We start from the raw sequence: 17,477 nt of genomic DNA, 5'->3' as shown, positions 1-17,477 counted from the left end.
GGCCTCGACCCTTCGAGGCCCGGCAGAGCCGGGCACCTCAGGGTGAGGGGACGCTTTGGGTAGTGGGCTCACACCCTGCCCTTGAGCGACTGTGCAGACGGTCAAGTGTTTTGTGGTTGCCATGGTTGGTTCTCGCGGATCATTGCGTTGAGAATGGTCAGGAGTTTCCTGGCCATCGCGATGATGGCGACCTTTGGAGGTTTGCCGGCATCGAGAAGACGTTTGCGGAAGGTGTTGAGGACTGGGTTGTAGCGACAGGCGGCCATAGCCGCGAGGAACAAGACGCGTCTAACCGTTGAGCGTCCACCGCTGGTGAATGCCTTGCCTCGCCATTTTCCCGATTGCCGCGTGTAGGGTGCCAGTCCCGCGAGCGCTGCGATCTGCTTAGGTGACAGGCGTCCCAGTTCCGGCAGGTCGGCAATCAGTGTACGGGCGGTGATGGGGCCGACGCCGGGGACCGATGACAGAAGGTCTTCCCTGGCCTTCCACAAGGGTGAGGAGTGTATCTGCTCATCGGTCTTGGAGTCGATGTCGGACAGTGCACGCTCAAGTGCCATCTTCAGCTGGGCGATGCTCTTCTTCAGCGTCTTGTCGGTGACGGAGCGCTCACGATGCGTCTCGGCGACAATCATATCAATGATTTGGCGCCGTCTCGTGATCAGCGCAGACAGGAGCTGCGTGGCCTCGTCATCAAGTGGTCGGACCTCTGGTTTAGTGGCTTCGGCAAAGCGGGCGATCACGAACGCATCGATCGGATCGGTCTTGGCACGTTTGCCGAGCGCCTGGGCAAAGTGCCGGATCTGCGCCGGATTGATGACGGCAACAGGCAAGCCGGCTGCAGCCAGGGACGCGGCCACAACCGTTTCGAACCCGCCGGTCGCCTCAAGGGCGATGACACCAACCGAGAGACCTTTCAGTCGCTCGATCAACTCCGAAAGACCTGCGGCATTCCTGCTGACGACAAATAACTGTCCACCGGGAAGCAGGCAGACATCCAACTTGTCCTTGGAGACATCAATACCAACAACGACCTGATCCATCATCACGCATCCTTGCTGAAGCGGGCTCGCATTGCGGCCCCGGCGACTGTGCGGGCTCAATGGATTGCCGGATGGCGCTCCTTGCTCACTTACGGTCTCAAACGACCTGAGGGGGGCCGGGCTGCCATCCGGAGCCGCTATGATAGTTCTATCAAAACCGGCCGAAGCTTGCTTACAAGGGGGAGGGTCGGACCGCAGGTCCGGGGTGGGGTGAGCGCCGCTTACGGACTGTGGCCTTTCTAGCCGTCGCCACCCCTACTCGCCGCTTTGCGGCGACCTCCCCCACACAGGGGGGAGAGAGAACGCGGGGCCAGCGGCCTGGTCCCCTCTCCTCTTTTGGGAGAGGCTTCGGAGCGATGGTCAAAGGCCAGAAATCGATCCAGTGAATCGGTTTCAGCGAACGAAGGCCTGAGCGCGACGCCGCGCGAAGGCGATGAGAGGGCTTAGCCCGATCAGGGCTAAACCTCAGATTTTGTTGGTGAGGGGATCGGTGAGCTGGCCGCATTTCCTCCGCGCTACCCGTTATGTCCAAGGGCCAAAATCCAAAGGGACAGGAAGACGTGAAGGCCGGTGTCGGCGGACTTAAATTCCCGGCTCTCAACAGCCATCCCCATAAGATTACGAGGCATTCATTTGCCATTCAGACGCCTTGCGGTACATAATTTGCCTAGAGTGGACGTCATCCAAGAAGAAGCAGCAATGGCATCTTTCATGAAATACACGGGCCTGGCGCTGGCCTTGACCGTGGCGGCTTTGCCGGTGGGCGGGAGCGATGCCGTGGCGGCGGATTGCCGGGCGGCGGCGGCGCGCGTCGTGGCAGAGGTCGGCGGGCAGTTGCTTTCCGTACACGAATCGGGCGGTGAATGCGTGATCGTCGTGCTCGTTCCCGGCAATGGCAGCGAGCGTCCGCGCAAGGTCACCATGCGGGTCGCTGAGTGAGCGGCCGCAGGGACTGAAGAGCTCTCCGCACCGAGGGGTGAACCATATGCGCATTCTCGTCGTCGAAGACGATGTCAATCTGAACCGCCAGCTCGTCGAGGCCCTGCAGGAAGCGGGTTATGTCGTCGACAAGGCCTTTGATGGCGAGGAAGGCCACTTCCTCGGCGATACCGAACCTTACGACGCCGTGATCCTCGATATCGGCCTGCCGGAAATGGACGGCATCACCGTGCTCGAAAAATGGCGTGCCGCAAGCCGGGTGATGCCGGTGCTAATCCTGACGGCCCGCGATCGCTGGTCGGACAAGGTGGCCGGCATCGATGCCGGCGCCGACGACTATGTGACCAAGCCGTTTCATGTCGAGGAAGTGCTTGCCCGCATTCGCGCGCTCATCCGTCGTGCGGCCGGTCATGCCTCATCCGAGATCGTCTGCGGACCCGTGCGCCTCGATACCAAGAGCTCAAAGGCGACGGTCGAGGGCGTGACGCTGAAGCTCACCTCGCACGAATATCGACTGCTCTCCTATCTGATGCATCACATGGGTGAGGTGGTGTCGCGCACCGAGCTGGTCGAGCATCTCTACGACCAGGATTTCGATCGCGATTCCAACACGATCGAGGTTTTTGTCGGACGCCTGCGCAAGAAGCTCGGCGTCGACATGATCGAAACGGTCCGCGGCCTCGGCTACCGCATCCAAGCCCCCGCGAAATGAAGATCCGCTCGCTCACCGCGCGCGTCCTGCTGCTTGCGACCCTCTGGTCTGCACTCGGTCTGGTCACGATCGCGGTGGCGATCTCCGCCCTGTATCGCCAAGGCGTTGAGCGCGGCTTCAACAACCTCCTGAGAGCCCAGCTCTACAACGTCGTCAATTCCGTCTCGATCGGCGATGGCGACAGCCTGACCGGCTCGCCGGCCCTTGGCGATCTCCGGTTCTCGCAGCCCGAGACCGGCTGGTACTGGCTGGTCGAACCGCTCGGCAATTATGCGACGGCACCGCTGGCGTCGGCTTCGCTGGGGGTTGCCAATCTCGCCGTGCCCGATGTCGAGGAAACGCCCTTCGACCAGAATTACGAGCGCTACTACGAGATGACCGACGATGTCGGCAACCGGATCCGCATTGCGGAAACGGAAGTGGTGCTCGACGATCAGGGACGGGCGGCACGCTTCCGCGTTTCCGGAAATCTGCAGGTCATCGAGGACGAGATCACCTTCTTCACCAGCCGGCTCTATGGCGCACTTGCCGTGGTCGGCATCGGCGGCCTGATCGTCAACGGTCTGGCCATTCTCTACGGCCTGAAGCCGGTCGACCGCGCGCGCCGCGGGCTGGAGCGCATCCGGCGCGGCGAGGCGGAGCGGATCGAGGGCGATTTTCCGCGGGAGATCATGCCGCTTGCCAGCGAGATCAACGCGCTGATCGACAGCAACCGCCGTATCGTCGAGCGCGCCCGCATGCAGGTCGGCAATCTCGCCCATTCGCTGAAGACGCCGATTGCCGTGCTGCTCAACGAGGCGCGCACGCTCGACAAGACCCATGCCGAGGTGATTGCGGCTCAGGCCGAGGCCATGCAGGCGCAGGTGACCTCTTATCTGAACCGTGCCCGAATTGCCGCCCAGCGCGACAGCGTGCTCGCCCGCACAGAAGCCCAGCCGGTGCTGGAACGTTTGGTGCGCGTGATGCGCAAGCTGAACGGCGAGGTGGCCTTCGAACTCGATGTCGCGCCGGATCTGACCTTTGCCATGGAGCAGCAGGATGTCGAGGAAGTCGTCGGCAATCTCCTGGAAAACGCGTCCCGTTTTGCCCGTACCAAGGTGGTGACCAAGGTGACGATGACGACGCGCGAGGACGATGCCACGGATGGGCGACGCGGCTGGATCGAGGTTGTGGTGGAAGACGACGGACCGGGGCTTGCACCCGAGCAGATCGGCGAGGCGCTGAAGCGCGGCCGCAGGCTCGACGAAAGCAAGCCGGGAACGGGCCTTGGTCTCTCCATCGTCAAGGAGATTTCCGGGGAATATCAGGGCGCATTCGGCCTGTCGCGGGCAGGGATCGGCGGACTTCGCGCACAGTTGATCCTACCGGCTGTGACGAAGGACACTGCGTGATTGATTTTCCTGTGAAATTACATAGGTGTATAGGACTGATTTCGGCGCGCCGGCGATGCGCGCTTCCGAAAGCGGGACAGGCGCCTGACGGCGGCAACAATTGACGGCACTTGGAACGGTCTTATGGGTGTGAAGCGCTTCGGAATACTGGCAGCCACCGCTCTGGTGTCGCTCGCGCTTGCGGGCTGCACCACGTCGGGCGGCGGACGCACCGCGACCGCCAAGGCCAATTCCGCCGTCTATATCGCAGCCCTGCAGGGCGGCATCGTTGCACGCACGGGCGTGAAACTGTCGCGCAGCGAAACCCAGCGCGCGCTTGAGGCCGAATACCGGGCACTGGAAGCAGCCCCTGGCGGCCAGCCCGTGACCTGGGCCGGTGGCGAGGTGCGCGGCGAGGTCGTGGCAGCGGCCCCCTATCAGGTTGGCCAGCAGAATTGTCGCCAGTTCACCCACAAGGTGGTGAGCGGTGGTCGCGAATTGCAGGCCCGCGGTGCGGCCTGCCGCAACCCGAACGGCACCTGGACGCCACTCAGCTGAGGCTTGGGTGGAGCCGCACCTTAGCGAATAGCCCTCTCATCTGATGCATCTTCCCAAAGTGTCTGCTCTGGCGTACACTGCAGACATGACGCGCTTTGAGATCGAGGTGTATCTGACGGAAGATGGCGAGGCGCCTTTTCAGGCATGGCTCGATGCAATCGCCAGTTCTGAAATCAGAACCCAAATCTTCGCCCGCATCCGCCGCGCATCTTTGGGCAATTTTGGCGATTGGAAACCATTGGCCGGTGCGCCTGGGATTTTCGAGATGCGTATCCATGCCGGATCCGGTTACCGCGTTTTCTACACGTTCGTCGGCAATACGGTGGTGTTGTTGTTGGCGGGCGCGACGAAGAAGGATCAGAGGCGGACGCTCGAAAAGGCCAAGGTCTATCTGGATGACTATCGCAAGAGGATGAAACCGTGAACAAGCCGAGCAGACCGTTCGATTTCGACCGCTATGAAGAACTGTTGCGGGACCCGGAGAACGCGGCCATCTATCTGGCGGAGTTTCTTGAAAGCGGTGACATGGAGCTGTTTCAGGAAGCCCTCCGTCACGTTGCCAAGGCACAGGCCGGCGGACTGGCCGGGGTGGCAGAACAAGCGGATTTAAACAGGGGCAGCCTGTACAAATCACTATCGAAGAACGGCAAGCCACAATTTGAAACCTTGGCCAAGATTCTGGCCGCGATGGGGCTGCAGTTCACGATCACGCCGTCACATCAACAGTCGTGAACGGTTTCCCCACTTGACTTGGGTCAAGGCTAGGCAGGTTATGGCGACCTAGAGAATTCTTGCGGCCAAACGCCTCAACTTTCCGTCAGGGGGTGTTTGACTGTTGGAATGCACCCGTCCTTGACGTAATTGAGTTTCATGTTGTTCTGGATCATCTCCGCCCTGCTGACGGTCATTGTTGCCGTCGTCCTGCTCTCTCCCCTGCTGCGGGCTTCGGCCCGGGCGACACGCTATGATGAAGGCGAGGCGGCGGTCTATCGCGACCAGCTGCGGGAGCTGGAACGGGACAAGGCGGGAGGCCTGATCTCCGCCGAGGATGCCGACTATGCCCGCGCCGAGATCGGACGCCGGCTGCTGGCGATTGCCGGCCGCGAAAAATCAGTGGGCGAGGGCGATGAGCTGGCATCAGAGGCCGCAGCCGGCGGGCGCTCCAAGCGCCGGCGCTATACCTTCTCCCAGGCCTTCATTCTCCTCTGTCTTCCCGTCATCGGCCTTGCCGGCTATCTCGAAATCGGTAGCCCCGGAACGCCGGACGCGCCGCTTGCCGCGCGTATTGAAAATCCGGGTGATGATGTCGATCTGCTGGTCGCCAAGGTTGAGCAGCATCTGGCGGGCAACCCCGGCGACGGCAATGGCTGGAACGTGCTGGCGCCCGTCTATTTCCGCATCGGTCGCCTTGATGATGCCGAGCTTGCCTATCGCAATGCAATCCGCATTCTCGGCCCCGATGCCGAGCGCATGAATGGCCTCGGCGAAACGATCGTCGTGCGCAATGACGGGATCGTCACCGACGATGCCCAGATGGCCTTTCAGGCAGCGCTGAAGCTCGAGCCGAACAATCCGCGCGCCGACTTCTATCTGGCGCTGGCGCTCGAGCAGTCTGGCCGCCGTACCGAGGCGCTTGCCGCGTTCCAGTCAATTGCCGCCGCCTCTCCGCCGACCGCGCCCTGGATGGAGCTGGTCAACCAGCATATTGCGGCCAACAGTACCGGTGTGCCGCTCGCCAATGCGCCAGCGATTGCCGCGGCGTCACCACAGGCACCGGCCGCCGCCAATCCGGCAGCACCGGGCAATCCTTCAGCAGACGACATTGCCAATGCGCAAGCGATGTCAGAGGCCGATCGCGGCGAGATGATCCGCGGCATGGTGGCGAGCCTCGATGCGCGCCTGAAGGAAGATCCCAACAATTTCGAAGGCTGGATGCGGCTTGTCCGCTCCTATGCGATGCTCAAGGATAAGCAGAAGGCGGAAGCCGCGCTGCAGGATGGCCTTAAAGCCTTCCCGGCTGCGGGCGCCGAGGGCCAGCAATTGCTTGCGATGGCAAAAGAGCTCGGCCTTGATGTCGAGGAGGTGAGCCAATGACCCGCAAACAGAAACGCCTCGCGGTGATTGCCGGTGGCATGGGTTTCATTCTGACGGCGGTGCTTTTGGTGATGTTCGCCTTCGGTCAGTCGATCGCCTATTTCTACGTTCCGGGCGACCTCGCCAAGGCAGACCTGCAGCCGGGCACCCGCATCCGTTTGGGCGGACTGGTGGAGACGGGTTCGGTGGTGCGGGGCGAAGGCTCGACGATCACCTTCACCGTCACGGATACGCTGAGCGAGCTGCCGGTCACCTATACCGGCATCCTGCCTGACCTGTTCCGTGAGGGGCAGGGTGTGGTGGCGGAAGGGCGCTTCGAAGGCATCGACAAGGTCTTTGTTGCCGATACCGTGCTCGCCAAGCATGATGAGACCTATATGCCGAAGGATGTGGCCGACCGTCTGAAGGCGCAAGGGGTGGAACTCAGCGGCAAGGAAGAGATCCAATGATCATCGAGCTTGGCCATTATGCTCTCGTGCTGGCACTCGCCACCTGTCTTGTCGTCTCCATTCTGCCCGTGATCGGCGCCCGGCGCGGGGACGCGGCGATGATGGCGGTCGCGACAACAGGCACCTATGCACTGTTCCTGCTCGTCGCGTTCTCGTTTGCGGTCCTCACCTACGGCTACGTCGTTTCCGACTTCTCGGTGCAGAACGTCTATCAGAACTCCCATTCGCTCAAACCCATGATCTACAAGGTCTCTGGCGTCTGGGGGAACCATGAAGGCTCGATGCTGCTCTGGGTGCTGATCCTCGCCTTCTTCAGCGCCATGGTCGCCTTCTTCGGCACCAACCTGCCGGATCGGCTGAAGGCCAATGTGCTGGCCGTCCAGGCCTGGATCACGACCGCCTTCACACTCTTCATCCTGTTGACCTCCAACCCCTTCATCCGCCTGTCGCCCATTCCGGCGGAGGGGCAGGACCTCAATCCGGTCCTGCAGGATATCGGTCTCGCGATCCATCCGCCGCTGCTCTATCTCGGCTATGTCGGCTTCTCCGTCTGTTTCTCCTTTGCGATCGCCGCTCTGATGGACGGCCGCATCGATGCTGCCTGGGCCCGCTGGGTGCGCCCCTGGACGCTGGCGGCCTGGGTCTTCCTGACCGCCGGCATCTCGATGGGCTCCTACTGGGCCTATTACGAGCTTGGCTGGGGTGGCTGGTGGTTCTGGGATCCGGTCGAAAATGCCTCCTTCATGCCTTGGCTCGCGGGCACGGCCCTGCTGCATTCGGCGCTGGTGATGGAGAAGCGCGATGCCTTGAAGATCTGGACGGTGCTGCTCGCCATCATTGCCTTCTCGCTGTCGCTGCTCGGTACCTTCCTGGTGCGCTCGGGCGTGCTGACCTCGGTGCATGCCTTTGCCACCGACCCGACGCGCGGTGTCTTCATCCTCGGCATTCTCGTCATCTTCATCGGCGGGGCATTCACGCTCTTTGCGCTGCGTGCGCCGATGCTGAAAGCTGGCGGCCTGTTCCAGCCGATCTCGCGTGAGGGCGCGCTGGTGCTCAACAACCTGATCCTCACCGTCTCTACGGCTTCGGTTCTGATCGGCACGCTCTATCCGCTGCTCTTGGAAACGCTGACCGGCGAGAAGATCTCGGTTGGTCCGCCCTTCTTCAACATCACCTTCGGGCTTCTGATGATCCCGCTGCTGCTGGCTGTGCCCTTCGGGCCCTTCCTCGCCTGGAAGCGCGGCGATCTCTTAGGCGCTCTGCAGCGCCTCTACGTGGCGGCTGCACTCTCGCTCGTTCTCGGACTTGGCCTCTGGTACGCCCAGAATGGCGGTCCTGTCATGGCGGTGGCCGGCCTTGCGCTCGCCTTCTTCGTCATGGGCGGGGCAATTGCCGATCTCTGGTACCGCGCCGGCTTCGGCAAGCACCCGCTGTCGACGGCCTGGAGCCGCCTCAAGGGCCTGCCGCGCTCGGCCTTCGGCACGGCACTCGCGCATTTTGGCATGGGTGTGACCGTGCTCGGCGTCGTCGCCGTCACCACCTTCGAGACGGAAACCGTGGTCGAGATGAAGCCGGGTATGACGGCGGAGGCCGGCGGTTATGTCGTGACCTTCGATGGCATTCGCGCCGCGACCGGACCGAACTACACCGAGGATCAGGGGCATTTCACCATCCGTGAGGGCGGTGTCGAAGTGGCCGATGTCTGGTCGTCGAAGCGGCTCTACACGGCCCGCCAGATGCCGACGACGGAAGCCGGCATCGTCACCTTCGGCTTCAGCCAGCTCTATGTCTCGCTGGGTGACCCGATGGCGGATGGCGGGATTGTCGTGCGCGTCTGGTGGAAGCCCTGGATCCTCTGCATCTGGTACGGCACGATCGTGATGATGGCCGGCGGTATCGTCTCGCTGTCGGACCGCAGACTGCGTGTCGGCGCGCCGAAGCGTGCCAAGGTGGCGGCGAAGCCGGCACTGGAGGCTGCGGAGTGATGGCGTGGTTTCAGAAGATTGCCCCTCACCCTGACCCTCTCCCCGCAAGCGGGGAGAGGGGACGGCAGGCGCTTGTGGCTTCGTCCTTCTCCCCGCTTGCGGGGAGAAGGTGGCGGCAGCCGGATGAGGGGCAACGGCGCCGGACATTCCAGCGCCTTTTCCTGCTTCTCACACTGATGTTCACCCCCATCCACGCCTTTGCCGTCAATCCCGACGAAGTGCTCGCTGATCCCGCCCTCGAACAGCGGGCCCGGGCACTGTCGGCCGAGCTGCGCTGCATGGTCTGCCAGAACCAGTCGATCGACGATTCCAACGCCGAGCTGGCTCGCGACCTGCGGGTGGTGGTGCGTGAGCGGCTGGTGGGTGGCGATAGCGACGAGCAGGTGCTCGATTATGTCGTGTCGCGCTACGGGGAATTCGTGCTGTTGAAGCCGCGGCTCAGCATGCGCACGATCGCGCTCTGGGGCGCGCCGGCGGCGCTCGCGATCATTGGTCTGATTGTGGCTGTGGTCTACACGCGCAGGCGGGCTGTGCAGCCGGTGGCGAAGCTTTCGCCGGAAGAAGAAGCGCGACTGGGGAAGTTGCTGGATCGGGAGTGATCGCACAGTCTGATTGGTGCGGAGCGCAACGGCTTCTAAACTAAAGAGGCACGATGAAGGTATCCAGGTTCCTGAAGAAATCGGATTCACTCACATCTCGCTGAATGACTTTTGTGATCTGCTCCGCGATAAACGTGTTCGCCTCCGCCGACGGCAGGATGACGTCATATCCATTGATGTTCAGAAACATGATGCCGGATAACCAGGCGGTTCGCTTGTTGCCCTGGATGAACGCATGGGCACGGCTGAGGGCCACGATGAGCCGGCAGCCGAGTACCCCGATGTCATCCTCGTTTTCGTAGTGGAAGAGGTTTCGCGGACTCATGACCGCGCTTTCGAGCGTGACTGGATTGGTCAGAAGATGCTTCTCGCCAGTTATGGCGACTGCAGCTCGATTGAGAGCAATGACCTCGGACAGTTCGATCCATCCGGGTTGAGCGCTCACTTGGCGAGTAGATCCATGAGATGCTTGTGCCGCTCGTGCTCGAGCCGAGCGACTTCCTCGGCATCTGGCCTCACATTCTGCCCATGCGAAGGCTGGCGCGCCTGACGTTTTGTCGGCGCGGGCATGACAGGTTCGGCAGGCTTTTTGTCGACGCTGGTCTTGTCCATCAGTTCACCTCGTCAGTAACATAACCTTGATCAGGTCGCTTTTCCACATTCCTCGGTAAGTCATTAAAATAGATCAGGGTTTTCCGGCGTCTTGGAGGCCCAGGACAACCGGTTCATCGCCTTGTTGAGGCGCCCGGCTTGTACGGCACCAAAGATTACGAAGAATTCATCTGCCGTACAGTTCGCCGTAACCTGACAGCTCCTATATCTCTCGTCATCCACCGCTTCCCACCGCCGGGTTGTCCGGCGGCTCCAGTCAGAAGAACAGATGAAGGTAGATCAAATGTCCGAGAACAAAGGTCGTTCGATGAAGTCGATCCTGAAGACCTCCACCACAGCAGGCCTCGCCGCCATGATGCTGGTGACCGCTGCTCCCTTCGCCGCAGTTCCGGCGTTTGCTGCCCCGGTTGAAGTTAACGCGCCGCAGGTCCCGAGCTTCGGCGATGTCGTGCAGGCGGTTCTGCCCGCTGTCGTATCGGTCCGCGTCCAGTCGAATGTGCAGCCGGCCTCGAATGACGAAAGCGGCTACTCGTTCAACTTTGGTGGTCGCAGCTTTGAAGACCTGCCGGACGATCACCCGCTGAAGCGTTTCTTCCGTGAATTCGGCGGCCCCGGCATGGAAGGTGGTCCGCGTGAGCGTGGCCCGCGTGCCGAGCGTGGCGAAGGCCGTCTGCGCCCAACCTCGCAGGGCTCCGGCTTCTTCATCTCTGAGGACGGTTATATCGTCACCAACAACCACGTCATCGACGACGGTGCCGCCTTCACCATCGTGATGAACGACGGCAAGGAATATGATGCCAAGCTCGTCGGCAAGGATAGCCGCACCGATCTGGCCCTGCTGAAGGTCGATGCCAAGGATACCAAGTTCACCTATGTGAAGTTCGCAGATGACGAGAAGGTCCGCGTCGGTGACTGGGTTGTCGCCGTCGGTAACCCCTTCGGCCTCGGCGGCACGGTGACTGCCGGTATCATCTCGGCCCGCGGCCGTAACATCGGCTCCGGCCCCTATGACGACTACCTGCAGATCGACGCGGCCGTGAACCGTGGCAACTCGGGTGGTCCCGGCTTCAACCTGAACGGCGAAGTGGTCGGCATCAACACCGCGATCTTCTCGCCCTCGGGCGGCAATGTCGGCATCGCCTTTGCCATCCCGGCTTCGGTTGCGACCGACGTTATCGCCAAGCTCAAGGAAACCGGAACCGTGTCGCGCGGCTGGCTCGGCGTGCAGATCCAGCCCGTCACGCAGGACATCGCCGATAGCCTCGGTCTCTCCGAAGACTCAGGCGCCCTCGTTGTCGCCCCGCAGGCCGGTTCGCCCGGTGAAGCGGCTGGCATCCGCCAGGGTGACGTCGTGACCGCCGTCAACGGCGATCCGGTCAAGGATCCCCGCGATCTCGCCCGCCGCATTGCAGCCTATGCCCCTGACACCACGGTCGACGTGTCCGTCTGGCGTGATGGCAAGGCAACAGAACTCAAGGTCAAGCTCGGCGAACTGCCGGCCGATCAGGCTGCAAGCGCCGAGACCGAGAACAACGCAGCCCCGGCTCCGGAAGCAGAGCAGGAACTGTCGGGCCTTGGCCTCTCGGTTCGCCCTGCTGACGGCGGCAAGGGTCTGGCAATCGTCGATGTCGATCCGGATAGCGATGCCGCAGACAAGGGCCTGAAGGCCGGCGAGACGATCACCTCGGTGAACAACCAGGAAGTCTCCTCGACTGCCGATGTCCAGAAGGTCCTGGACCAGGCCAAGAAGGACGGCCGCACCCGGGCGCTCTTCCAGGTCGAATCGGAGAGCGGTAGCCGCTTCGTGGCACTGCCGATCGCCCAGGGCTGATTGTGATCTGACGGAGGGCGCCGGCGGTCGAGGACCGGCGGCGCCCTTTGTCGTATCTGGCGGTTGTCGACCGCCAAGTCTCAGGAAAGGACGAAGCATGGGGATCGCGGAACAAGGACAGCCGAAGTCCGGCGAAACCGGCTATACGGTGGCAGGCGCCGACGCTAATGTCGCGCACATGAAGATACTTGTTATTGAAGACGACCTGGAAGCCGCTGCCTATATGACCAAGGCCTTTCGCGAGGCGGGCATTGTCGCCGATCATGCGAGCGATGGCGAAAGCGGCCTCTTCATGGGCACTGAGAATACCTATGACGTGATGGTCGTCGACCGCATGCTGCCGCGCCGCGATGGCCTCTCTGTCATCAGCGAGCTGCGCAAGCGCGGCATCGACACGCCGGTGCTGATCCTGTCGGCACTTGGCCAGGTCGATGACCGCGTGACGGGCCTGCGCGCCGGTGGGGACGACTATCTGCCGAAGCCTTACGCCTTTTCCGAACTGCTGGCGCGTGTCGAGGTTCTTGGCCGGCGCAAGGGAAAGCCCGAGCAGGACATGGTCTACCGCGTCGGCGATCTCGAACTCGACCGGCTTTCCCACGAGGTGAAGCGCGCGGGCAAGGAGATCCTGCTGCAGCCGCGCGAATTCCGCCTGCTCGAATATTTGATGAAGAATGCAGGCCAGGTGGTGACCCGCACCATGCTGCTCGAAAACGTCTGGGACTATCACTTCGACCCGCAGACCAATGTCATCGACGTGCATGTCTCGCGGCTGCGCTCGAAGATCGAAAAGGACTTCGACCGGCCACTTCTGAAGACCGTGCGCGGTGCGGGCTACATGATCAAGGACGAAGGCTGACATGCGGCTGAAGTCCCGCCTGGGCGTGCTCGCCAAGTCGACGGCTGTCCGGCTTTCGGCCCTTTACATCATTCTCTTCGCGCTCTGCGCCGCTTTCCTTGTCTTTTACGTCACGGGGCTCGCCGAGCGTATCCTGAACAACCAGACGCGCGAGGCGCTGCGCCAGGAAGTGACGGAGATCCAGGGTGCCTTCGAGCGCGGCGGCATCAACCAGCTTTTGCGGACCATGGAGCGCCGCGCCCGCCAGCCGGGGGCAAACCTCTATGTGATCGCAAGCCCCAATGGCGAGATCCTGGCCGGCAATGTCGCCTCCCTGCAGCCCGGCGTCTTCGACGAGGAGGGCTGGACCAATTTCCCCTTCCGCTACCAGCGATACACCGACAGTGGGGGCGTGAAGCGCCATCTCGCGACCGGTCACGTCTTCATGCTGGACAATGGCATTCGAGTGCTTGTCGGACGGGATCTCGGTGAGCCTGGCAAGCTGCGGCTTCTCGTGCGTCAGGCACTGATGGTGGCGCTGCTGATCATGGGGATCGGAGCGGTGGTCATCTGGTTTGCGATCGGGCGAAATGCCTTGAAGCGCATCGACAGGGTCTCGGCGGCAAGCGAGAAGATCATCTCTGGTGATCTCTCCCAGCGCCTGCCGGTCTCAGGCTCCGGCGATGAGTTCGACCGGCTGTCGTCATCGCTGAACGGCATGCTAGGGCGTATCGAGCAGTTGAACGAGGGGTTGAAGCAGGTCTCCGACAACATTGCCCATGACCTGAAGACGCCACTGACGCGGCTGCGCAACAAGGCGGCCGATGCGCTGAACGAGGACGATGCGCAGGCCAAGAAGGCGGCACTTGAGACGATCATTGCCGAATCCGACCAGCTGATCCGGACCTTCAACGCGCTGCTGATGATCTCCCGCGTCGAGGCCGGCTCGATCGCGGCCGAACTCACCGATATCGACATCTCCGCGATCGCGGCTGACAGCGCCGAACTCTACGAGCCGGTGGCGGAAGAGGCGGGGCAGGCGATGGTCTGCGAGATCGCACCGGGACTTTCGGCGCGGGGCAATCGCGAACTGGTCGGCCAGGCAATCGCCAATCTGATCGACAATGCGATCAAATATGGCAGCCAGGGTGATGCGGGATCCGAGATCCGGGTGCGCGTGTCGCGTGGGACCGACGGCCTTGAGATCGCGGTCTCCGACCAGGGGCCTGGTATTGCCGAAGACAAGCGCGCCGAGGTCGTCAAACGCTTCGTGCGGCTCGACAAGAGCCGCTCCAAGCCTGGCACCGGTCTAGGCCTGTCGCTCGTCGAGGCGATCATGGCCCTGCATGGCGGGCGGCTGGTTTTGTCCGACACCCGCAATCACCCCGATTACCCGGGTCTGACGGCCACCATGGTTTTTCCCGGGATGAAGCCGTAACCTGTTCCGGTTTGAGATTCGCAAGAAATCTCGACCGGGAGAGGAGATGCTGATGGGGAACGGCAGGACGAGCAGATTGTCCGAGGTGGCCGATGGAGTGATCCGTCCGCTGAACCAGACGGAGCTGAAGGCGGCGGTAGCGCTGCTCAAGGACCTCACCAAGCAGGAGCCGGCACTGGCCGAGCATCTATCGACGGACGGTCCGCTTCGGACGTTCGTGCTCTCGGCCTTTACGCTTTCGCCCTATCTGCGCGATGTCGCGAACCTGAAGCCATCATTGCTGCTTGAGGCTGTCGCTTCTCCGCTGGAGCCGCAGATCCTGGATGCGATCGACGAGGCGCGCCATGCCTGGCGGCCTGACGCATCCGGTGCCGTCCCCGCCGAGGCCGAAGTCATGGCGCGGCTGCGGCGCGCCAAGCGCAAGGTTGCCTTCCTCACCGCGCTTGCCGATCTCGCCCGTGTCTTTACCGCCCGCGACACGACCGCCTGGCTGAGCGCCGTCGCCGATGCGGCCGTGGCAGCCGCGATTGATCATCTGCTGCTTGCGGGCCATGACGGCGGCAAGCTGACGCTGAAGGATCGGGACAATCCGGCCGAAGGCAGCGGTTTGATCGTGCTCGGCATGGGCAAGCACGGCGCCCGCGAACTCAACTACTCCTCCGACATCGACCTCGTGATCTTCTACGATCCGGAAGCCGGGATCCTCAAGGATCCTGACGACGCCATGGAGACCTATGGCCGGATGATGCGCCGTCTCGTGCGCATCCTGCAGGAGCGCACCGCGGATGGTTATGTCTTCCGCACCGACTTGAGGCTGAGGCCCGATCCGGGCTCGACACCGCTTGCCGTGCCGGTCGAGGCGGCGCTGATCTACTACGAGGGCAGGGGCCAGAACTGGGAACGGGCTGCCTTCATCAAGGCGCGGCCGGTGGCAGGTGACCTGAAGGCGGGCGAAGGCTTCCTGCGCGAACTCGTGCCCTTCGTCTTTCGCAAATATCTCGATTATGCGGCGATTGCCGACATCCACTCGATCAAGCGTCAGATCCATGTGCACAAGGGCCACGGCGCGATCGCGGTGAAGGGTCACAACGTCAAGCTCGGACGCGGCGGCATCCGCGAGATCGAATTCTTCGCCCAGACCCAGCAGCTGATCGCCGGCGGCCGTATGCCGGACTTGCGCTGCCGTCCCACTGAGGAGGCATTGAAGGCGCTCGCCTCCGCCCGCTGGATCGACGAGCAGACGGCGGAAGAACTCACCGACTGCTACTGGTTCCTGCGCGATGTCGAGCACCGCATCCAGATGGTACACGACGAGCAGACGCACGTGCTGCCGGAGACGGAAGCCGAGCTGAAGCGCATCGCCTTCATGCTGGGTTTCATCGACACGACGGCCTTCTCGCGCGCGCTGGAAACGGCGCTCAAGACGGTGGAGAAGCGCTACGCCCGCCTGTTCGAGAAGGAAGAGGGCCTGTCGAGCGCAACCGGCAATCTCGTCTTCACCGGGCAGAAGGACGATCCGGATACACTGAAGACCCTCAAAGGGCTCGGCTTCGAGCGACCGGAGGATATCTCCCGCGTTATCCGCACCTGGCATTACGGCCGCTACCGCGCGACGCAATCGGTGGAAGCGCGGGAGCGGCTGACCGAGATGACGCCGGATCTCTTGAAGGCCTTCGGCGAGAGCCGTCGCGCGGACGAGGCGCTGTTGCGCTTCGACAACTTCCTCTCAGGCCTCCCCGCCGGCATCCAGCTCTTCTCGCTGCTCGGCAACAATCCCGCCCTTCTCGACCTGATGGTCAACATCATGGCGGCCGCCCCAAGGCTCGCCGAGATCATCGCCGCGCGACCGCATGTCTTTGATGGCATGCTGGACCCGGGCCTCCTGGTCGAACTTCCCACCCGTGACTATCTCGGCAAGCGGCTGAAGAGTTTCCTATCGAGTGCTAGGCATTACGAGGAAATCCTCGACCGGCTGCGCATTTTTGCCGCCGAGCAGCGCTTCCTCATCGGTATACGCCTGCTGACCGGCTCCATCGGCGGAGCGCAAGCCGGCCACGCTTTCACCGATCTCGCCGACCTCGTCATCGATGAAGCGCTGAAGGCAGTGGTGGCCGAAATGGAAGCCGCCCATGGCAAGATCCCCGGTGGGCGGGTGTCACTGGCCGGGATGGGCAAGCTCGGCTCCTACGAGCTGACGGCGGGATCCGATGTCGACCTGATCCTGCTCTACGAGCATGACGACGAGGCGGCAGAATCGGATGGCGCGAAGCCCCTCGATCCGGTGCGCTATTTCACGAGACTGACGCAGCGCCTGATCGCGGCGCTTTCGGCGCCGACGGCGGAAGGCGTGCTTTACGAAGTCGACATGCGGCTTCGCCCCTCCGGCAACAAGGGGCCGGTCGCGACAAGGCTCAGGTCTTTTGCCCGCTATCAGCGCGAGGAGGCCTGGACCTGGGAGCATATGGCGCTCTCAAGGGCACGCATGCTCTCCGGCGATCAGAGCCTGATCGCGGAGGCGGAGACGATCATCGAGGAGGTGCTGGCAGCGCCGAGCGACCAGGCGAAGACCGTCAAGGACGTTCTGGAAATGCGGGCGCTGATCGAGCAGGAGAAGCCAGCGAAGGATATCTGGGACCTGAAGCTCATTCCCGGTGGCCTTGTTGATATCGAGTTCATCGCCCAATATCTGGCGCTGGTTGCCCCGGCGAAGGGGCATCGCGTGCGGACAAACGAACTCTCGACCGCAGATGCGCTGAAGGCCTTAGGGGATCTCATCGACCCGAACGACCTCGACACCTGCCTCACAGCCTTGAAGCTCTATACCGATCTCTCGCAGGTCATTCGCCTCTGCATCGACGGCCCCTTCGATCCCTCGACCGTTCCGGCGGGCCTCACCGACCGCGTTGCACGAGCTGCCGACAGTCCTGACATGAAGACCGCCGAGGCCGAGATCAGACGGCTGTCCAAGGCTGTGCGCAAGGTGTTTTCGCGGGTGGTGGCCGCCTCGGCCTGAGA

At 62.6% G+C, this 17,477-nt stretch carries 17 protein-coding genes; 14 read left to right on the top strand and 3 right to left on the bottom strand.

Annotation, left to right across the window (positions count from 1 at the left end; translation table 11 throughout):
- Positions 1-101 precede the first annotated feature (101 nt).
- Positions 102-1,040, bottom strand: a complete 939-nt coding sequence (locus tag AC02Y0_RS11950; protein WP_476384014.1) for an IS110 family RNA-guided transposase — start codon at positions 1,038-1,040, stop codon at positions 102-104.
- Between the two features lie 699 nt (positions 1,041-1,739).
- Between AC02Y0_RS11950 and AC02Y0_RS11945 the strand changes: the two genes are divergently transcribed.
- The 10 genes from AC02Y0_RS11945 (at position 1,740) to AC02Y0_RS11900 (ending at position 9,746) form a co-directional block, all read left to right on the top strand.
- Positions 1,740-1,979 (top strand): hypothetical protein, encoded by a 240-nt coding sequence (locus AC02Y0_RS11945; RefSeq protein ID WP_102021721.1) that lies wholly within the window; start codon positions 1,740-1,742, stop codon positions 1,977-1,979.
- 46 nt (positions 1,980-2,025) lie between these two features.
- Positions 2,026-2,691, top strand: a complete 666-nt coding sequence (locus AC02Y0_RS11940; RefSeq protein WP_102021540.1) for a response regulator transcription factor — start codon at positions 2,026-2,028, stop codon at positions 2,689-2,691.
- The gene (locus AC02Y0_RS11935; protein WP_476379132.1) at positions 2,688-4,082 is read left to right on the top strand and encodes an ATP-binding protein; all 1,395 of its coding nucleotides are present in this window, start codon (positions 2,688-2,690) and stop codon (positions 4,080-4,082) included. The genes AC02Y0_RS11940 and AC02Y0_RS11935 overlap by 4 nt, the downstream gene beginning before the upstream one ends.
- A gap of 123 nt (positions 4,083-4,205) precedes the next feature.
- Entirely contained in the window at positions 4,206-4,619 is a 414-nt protein-coding gene (locus tag AC02Y0_RS11930; RefSeq protein WP_102021538.1) for a hypothetical protein, read from the top strand.
- An 85-nt stretch (positions 4,620-4,704) separates the two neighbouring features.
- Positions 4,705-5,043, top strand: a complete 339-nt coding sequence (locus AC02Y0_RS11925) for a type II toxin-antitoxin system RelE/ParE family toxin (protein ID WP_476379131.1) — start codon at positions 4,705-4,707, stop codon at positions 5,041-5,043.
- Positions 5,040-5,351 carry an addiction module antidote protein gene (locus AC02Y0_RS11920; protein ID WP_476379130.1) on the top strand — a complete coding sequence of 104 codons (312 nt, stop codon included), beginning with the start codon at positions 5,040-5,042 and terminating at the stop codon, positions 5,349-5,351. The genes AC02Y0_RS11925 and AC02Y0_RS11920 overlap by 4 nt, the downstream gene beginning before the upstream one ends.
- Before the next feature lie 138 nt (positions 5,352-5,489).
- Positions 5,490-6,713 carry a c-type cytochrome biogenesis protein CcmI gene (gene ccmI / locus AC02Y0_RS11915; RefSeq protein WP_476379129.1) on the top strand — a complete coding sequence of 408 codons (1,224 nt, stop codon included), beginning with the start codon at positions 5,490-5,492 and terminating at the stop codon, positions 6,711-6,713.
- A complete protein-coding gene (ccmE, locus tag AC02Y0_RS11910) occupies positions 6,710-7,162 on the top strand; it encodes a cytochrome c maturation protein CcmE (protein WP_102021536.1) in 453 nt (150 codons plus the stop codon). Before ccmI ends, ccmE begins: the two co-directional genes overlap by 4 nt.
- The gene (locus AC02Y0_RS11905; RefSeq protein WP_476379128.1) at positions 7,159-9,147 is read left to right on the top strand and encodes a heme lyase CcmF/NrfE family subunit; all 1,989 of its coding nucleotides are present in this window, start codon (positions 7,159-7,161) and stop codon (positions 9,145-9,147) included. The genes ccmE and AC02Y0_RS11905 overlap by 4 nt, the downstream gene beginning before the upstream one ends.
- Positions 9,148-9,323: 176 nt before the next feature.
- Positions 9,324-9,746 (top strand): cytochrome c-type biogenesis protein, encoded by a 423-nt coding sequence (locus tag AC02Y0_RS11900; RefSeq protein WP_476379127.1) that lies wholly within the window; start codon positions 9,324-9,326, stop codon positions 9,744-9,746.
- 40 nt (positions 9,747-9,786) lie between these two features.
- On the opposite strand, the gene AC02Y0_RS11895 is transcribed toward AC02Y0_RS11900, so the two are convergent.
- Positions 9,787-10,191 carry a type II toxin-antitoxin system death-on-curing family toxin gene (locus AC02Y0_RS11895; RefSeq protein ID WP_476379126.1) on the bottom strand — a complete coding sequence of 135 codons (405 nt, stop codon included), beginning with the start codon at positions 10,189-10,191 and terminating at the stop codon, positions 9,787-9,789.
- Entirely contained in the window at positions 10,188-10,358 is a 171-nt protein-coding gene (locus AC02Y0_RS11890; RefSeq protein WP_444558677.1) for a hypothetical protein, read from the bottom strand. The genes AC02Y0_RS11895 and AC02Y0_RS11890 overlap by 4 nt, the downstream gene beginning before the upstream one ends.
- 283 nt (positions 10,359-10,641) lie before the next feature.
- Between AC02Y0_RS11890 and AC02Y0_RS11885 the strand changes: the two genes are divergently transcribed.
- The 4 genes from AC02Y0_RS11885 to AC02Y0_RS11870 all read left to right on the top strand — a co-directional run bounded on the left by AC02Y0_RS11885 (position 10,642) and on the right by AC02Y0_RS11870 (position 17,475).
- Positions 10,642-12,189: a Do family serine endopeptidase gene (locus AC02Y0_RS11885; protein ID WP_476379124.1), complete on the top strand. Its 1,548-nt coding sequence runs from the start codon at positions 10,642-10,644 to the stop codon at positions 12,187-12,189.
- Between the two features lie 97 nt (positions 12,190-12,286).
- Positions 12,287-13,045 carry a response regulator transcription factor gene (locus tag AC02Y0_RS11880; RefSeq protein ID WP_476379123.1) on the top strand — a complete coding sequence of 253 codons (759 nt, stop codon included), beginning with the start codon at positions 12,287-12,289 and terminating at the stop codon, positions 13,043-13,045.
- Between the two features lies 1 nt (position 13,046).
- Positions 13,047-14,462 (top strand): sensor histidine kinase, encoded by a 1,416-nt coding sequence (locus AC02Y0_RS11875; protein ID WP_476379122.1) that lies wholly within the window; start codon positions 13,047-13,049, stop codon positions 14,460-14,462.
- Between the two features lie 52 nt (positions 14,463-14,514).
- Positions 14,515-17,475 carry a bifunctional [glutamine synthetase] adenylyltransferase/[glutamine synthetase]-adenylyl-L-tyrosine phosphorylase gene (locus tag AC02Y0_RS11870; RefSeq protein ID WP_476379121.1) on the top strand — a complete coding sequence of 987 codons (2,961 nt, stop codon included), beginning with the start codon at positions 14,515-14,517 and terminating at the stop codon, positions 17,473-17,475.
- Positions 17,476-17,477: the final 2 nt, after the last annotated feature.

It is taken from the genome of Allorhizobium sp. nf9_anc (assembly GCF_056323085.1).
This window is presented reverse-complemented; position numbering and strand designations above follow the sequence as displayed.

Excerpts from the sequence above, each read along its gene's own strand:
- AC02Y0_RS11950 (WP_476384014.1), bottom strand. The coding sequence starts at position 1,040 with ATGGATCAGGTCGTTGTTGGTATTGATGTCTCCAAGGACAAGTTGGAT.
- AC02Y0_RS11945 (WP_102021721.1), top strand. The coding sequence starts at position 1,740 with ATGGCATCTTTCATGAAATACACGGGCCTGGCGCTGGCCTTGACCGTG.
- AC02Y0_RS11940 (WP_102021540.1), top strand. The coding sequence starts at position 2,026 with ATGCGCATTCTCGTCGTCGAAGACGATGTCAATCTGAACCGCCAGCTC.
- AC02Y0_RS11935 (WP_476379132.1), top strand. The coding sequence starts at position 2,688 with ATGAAGATCCGCTCGCTCACCGCGCGCGTCCTGCTGCTTGCGACCCTC.
- AC02Y0_RS11930 (WP_102021538.1), top strand. The coding sequence starts at position 4,206 with ATGGGTGTGAAGCGCTTCGGAATACTGGCAGCCACCGCTCTGGTGTCG.
- AC02Y0_RS11925 (WP_476379131.1), top strand. The coding sequence starts at position 4,705 with ATGACGCGCTTTGAGATCGAGGTGTATCTGACGGAAGATGGCGAGGCG.
- ccmI (WP_476379129.1), top strand. The coding sequence starts at position 5,490 with ATGTTGTTCTGGATCATCTCCGCCCTGCTGACGGTCATTGTTGCCGTC.
- ccmE (WP_102021536.1), top strand. The coding sequence starts at position 6,710 with ATGACCCGCAAACAGAAACGCCTCGCGGTGATTGCCGGTGGCATGGGT.
- AC02Y0_RS11905 (WP_476379128.1), top strand. The coding sequence starts at position 7,159 with ATGATCATCGAGCTTGGCCATTATGCTCTCGTGCTGGCACTCGCCACC.
- AC02Y0_RS11900 (WP_476379127.1), top strand. The coding sequence starts at position 9,324 with ATGTTCACCCCCATCCACGCCTTTGCCGTCAATCCCGACGAAGTGCTC.
- AC02Y0_RS11890 (WP_444558677.1), bottom strand. The coding sequence starts at position 10,358 with ATGGACAAGACCAGCGTCGACAAAAAGCCTGCCGAACCTGTCATGCCC.
- AC02Y0_RS11885 (WP_476379124.1), top strand. The coding sequence starts at position 10,642 with ATGTCCGAGAACAAAGGTCGTTCGATGAAGTCGATCCTGAAGACCTCC.
- AC02Y0_RS11880 (WP_476379123.1), top strand. The coding sequence starts at position 12,287 with ATGGGGATCGCGGAACAAGGACAGCCGAAGTCCGGCGAAACCGGCTAT.
- AC02Y0_RS11875 (WP_476379122.1), top strand. The coding sequence starts at position 13,047 with ATGCGGCTGAAGTCCCGCCTGGGCGTGCTCGCCAAGTCGACGGCTGTC.
- AC02Y0_RS11870 (WP_476379121.1), top strand. The coding sequence starts at position 14,515 with ATGGGGAACGGCAGGACGAGCAGATTGTCCGAGGTGGCCGATGGAGTG.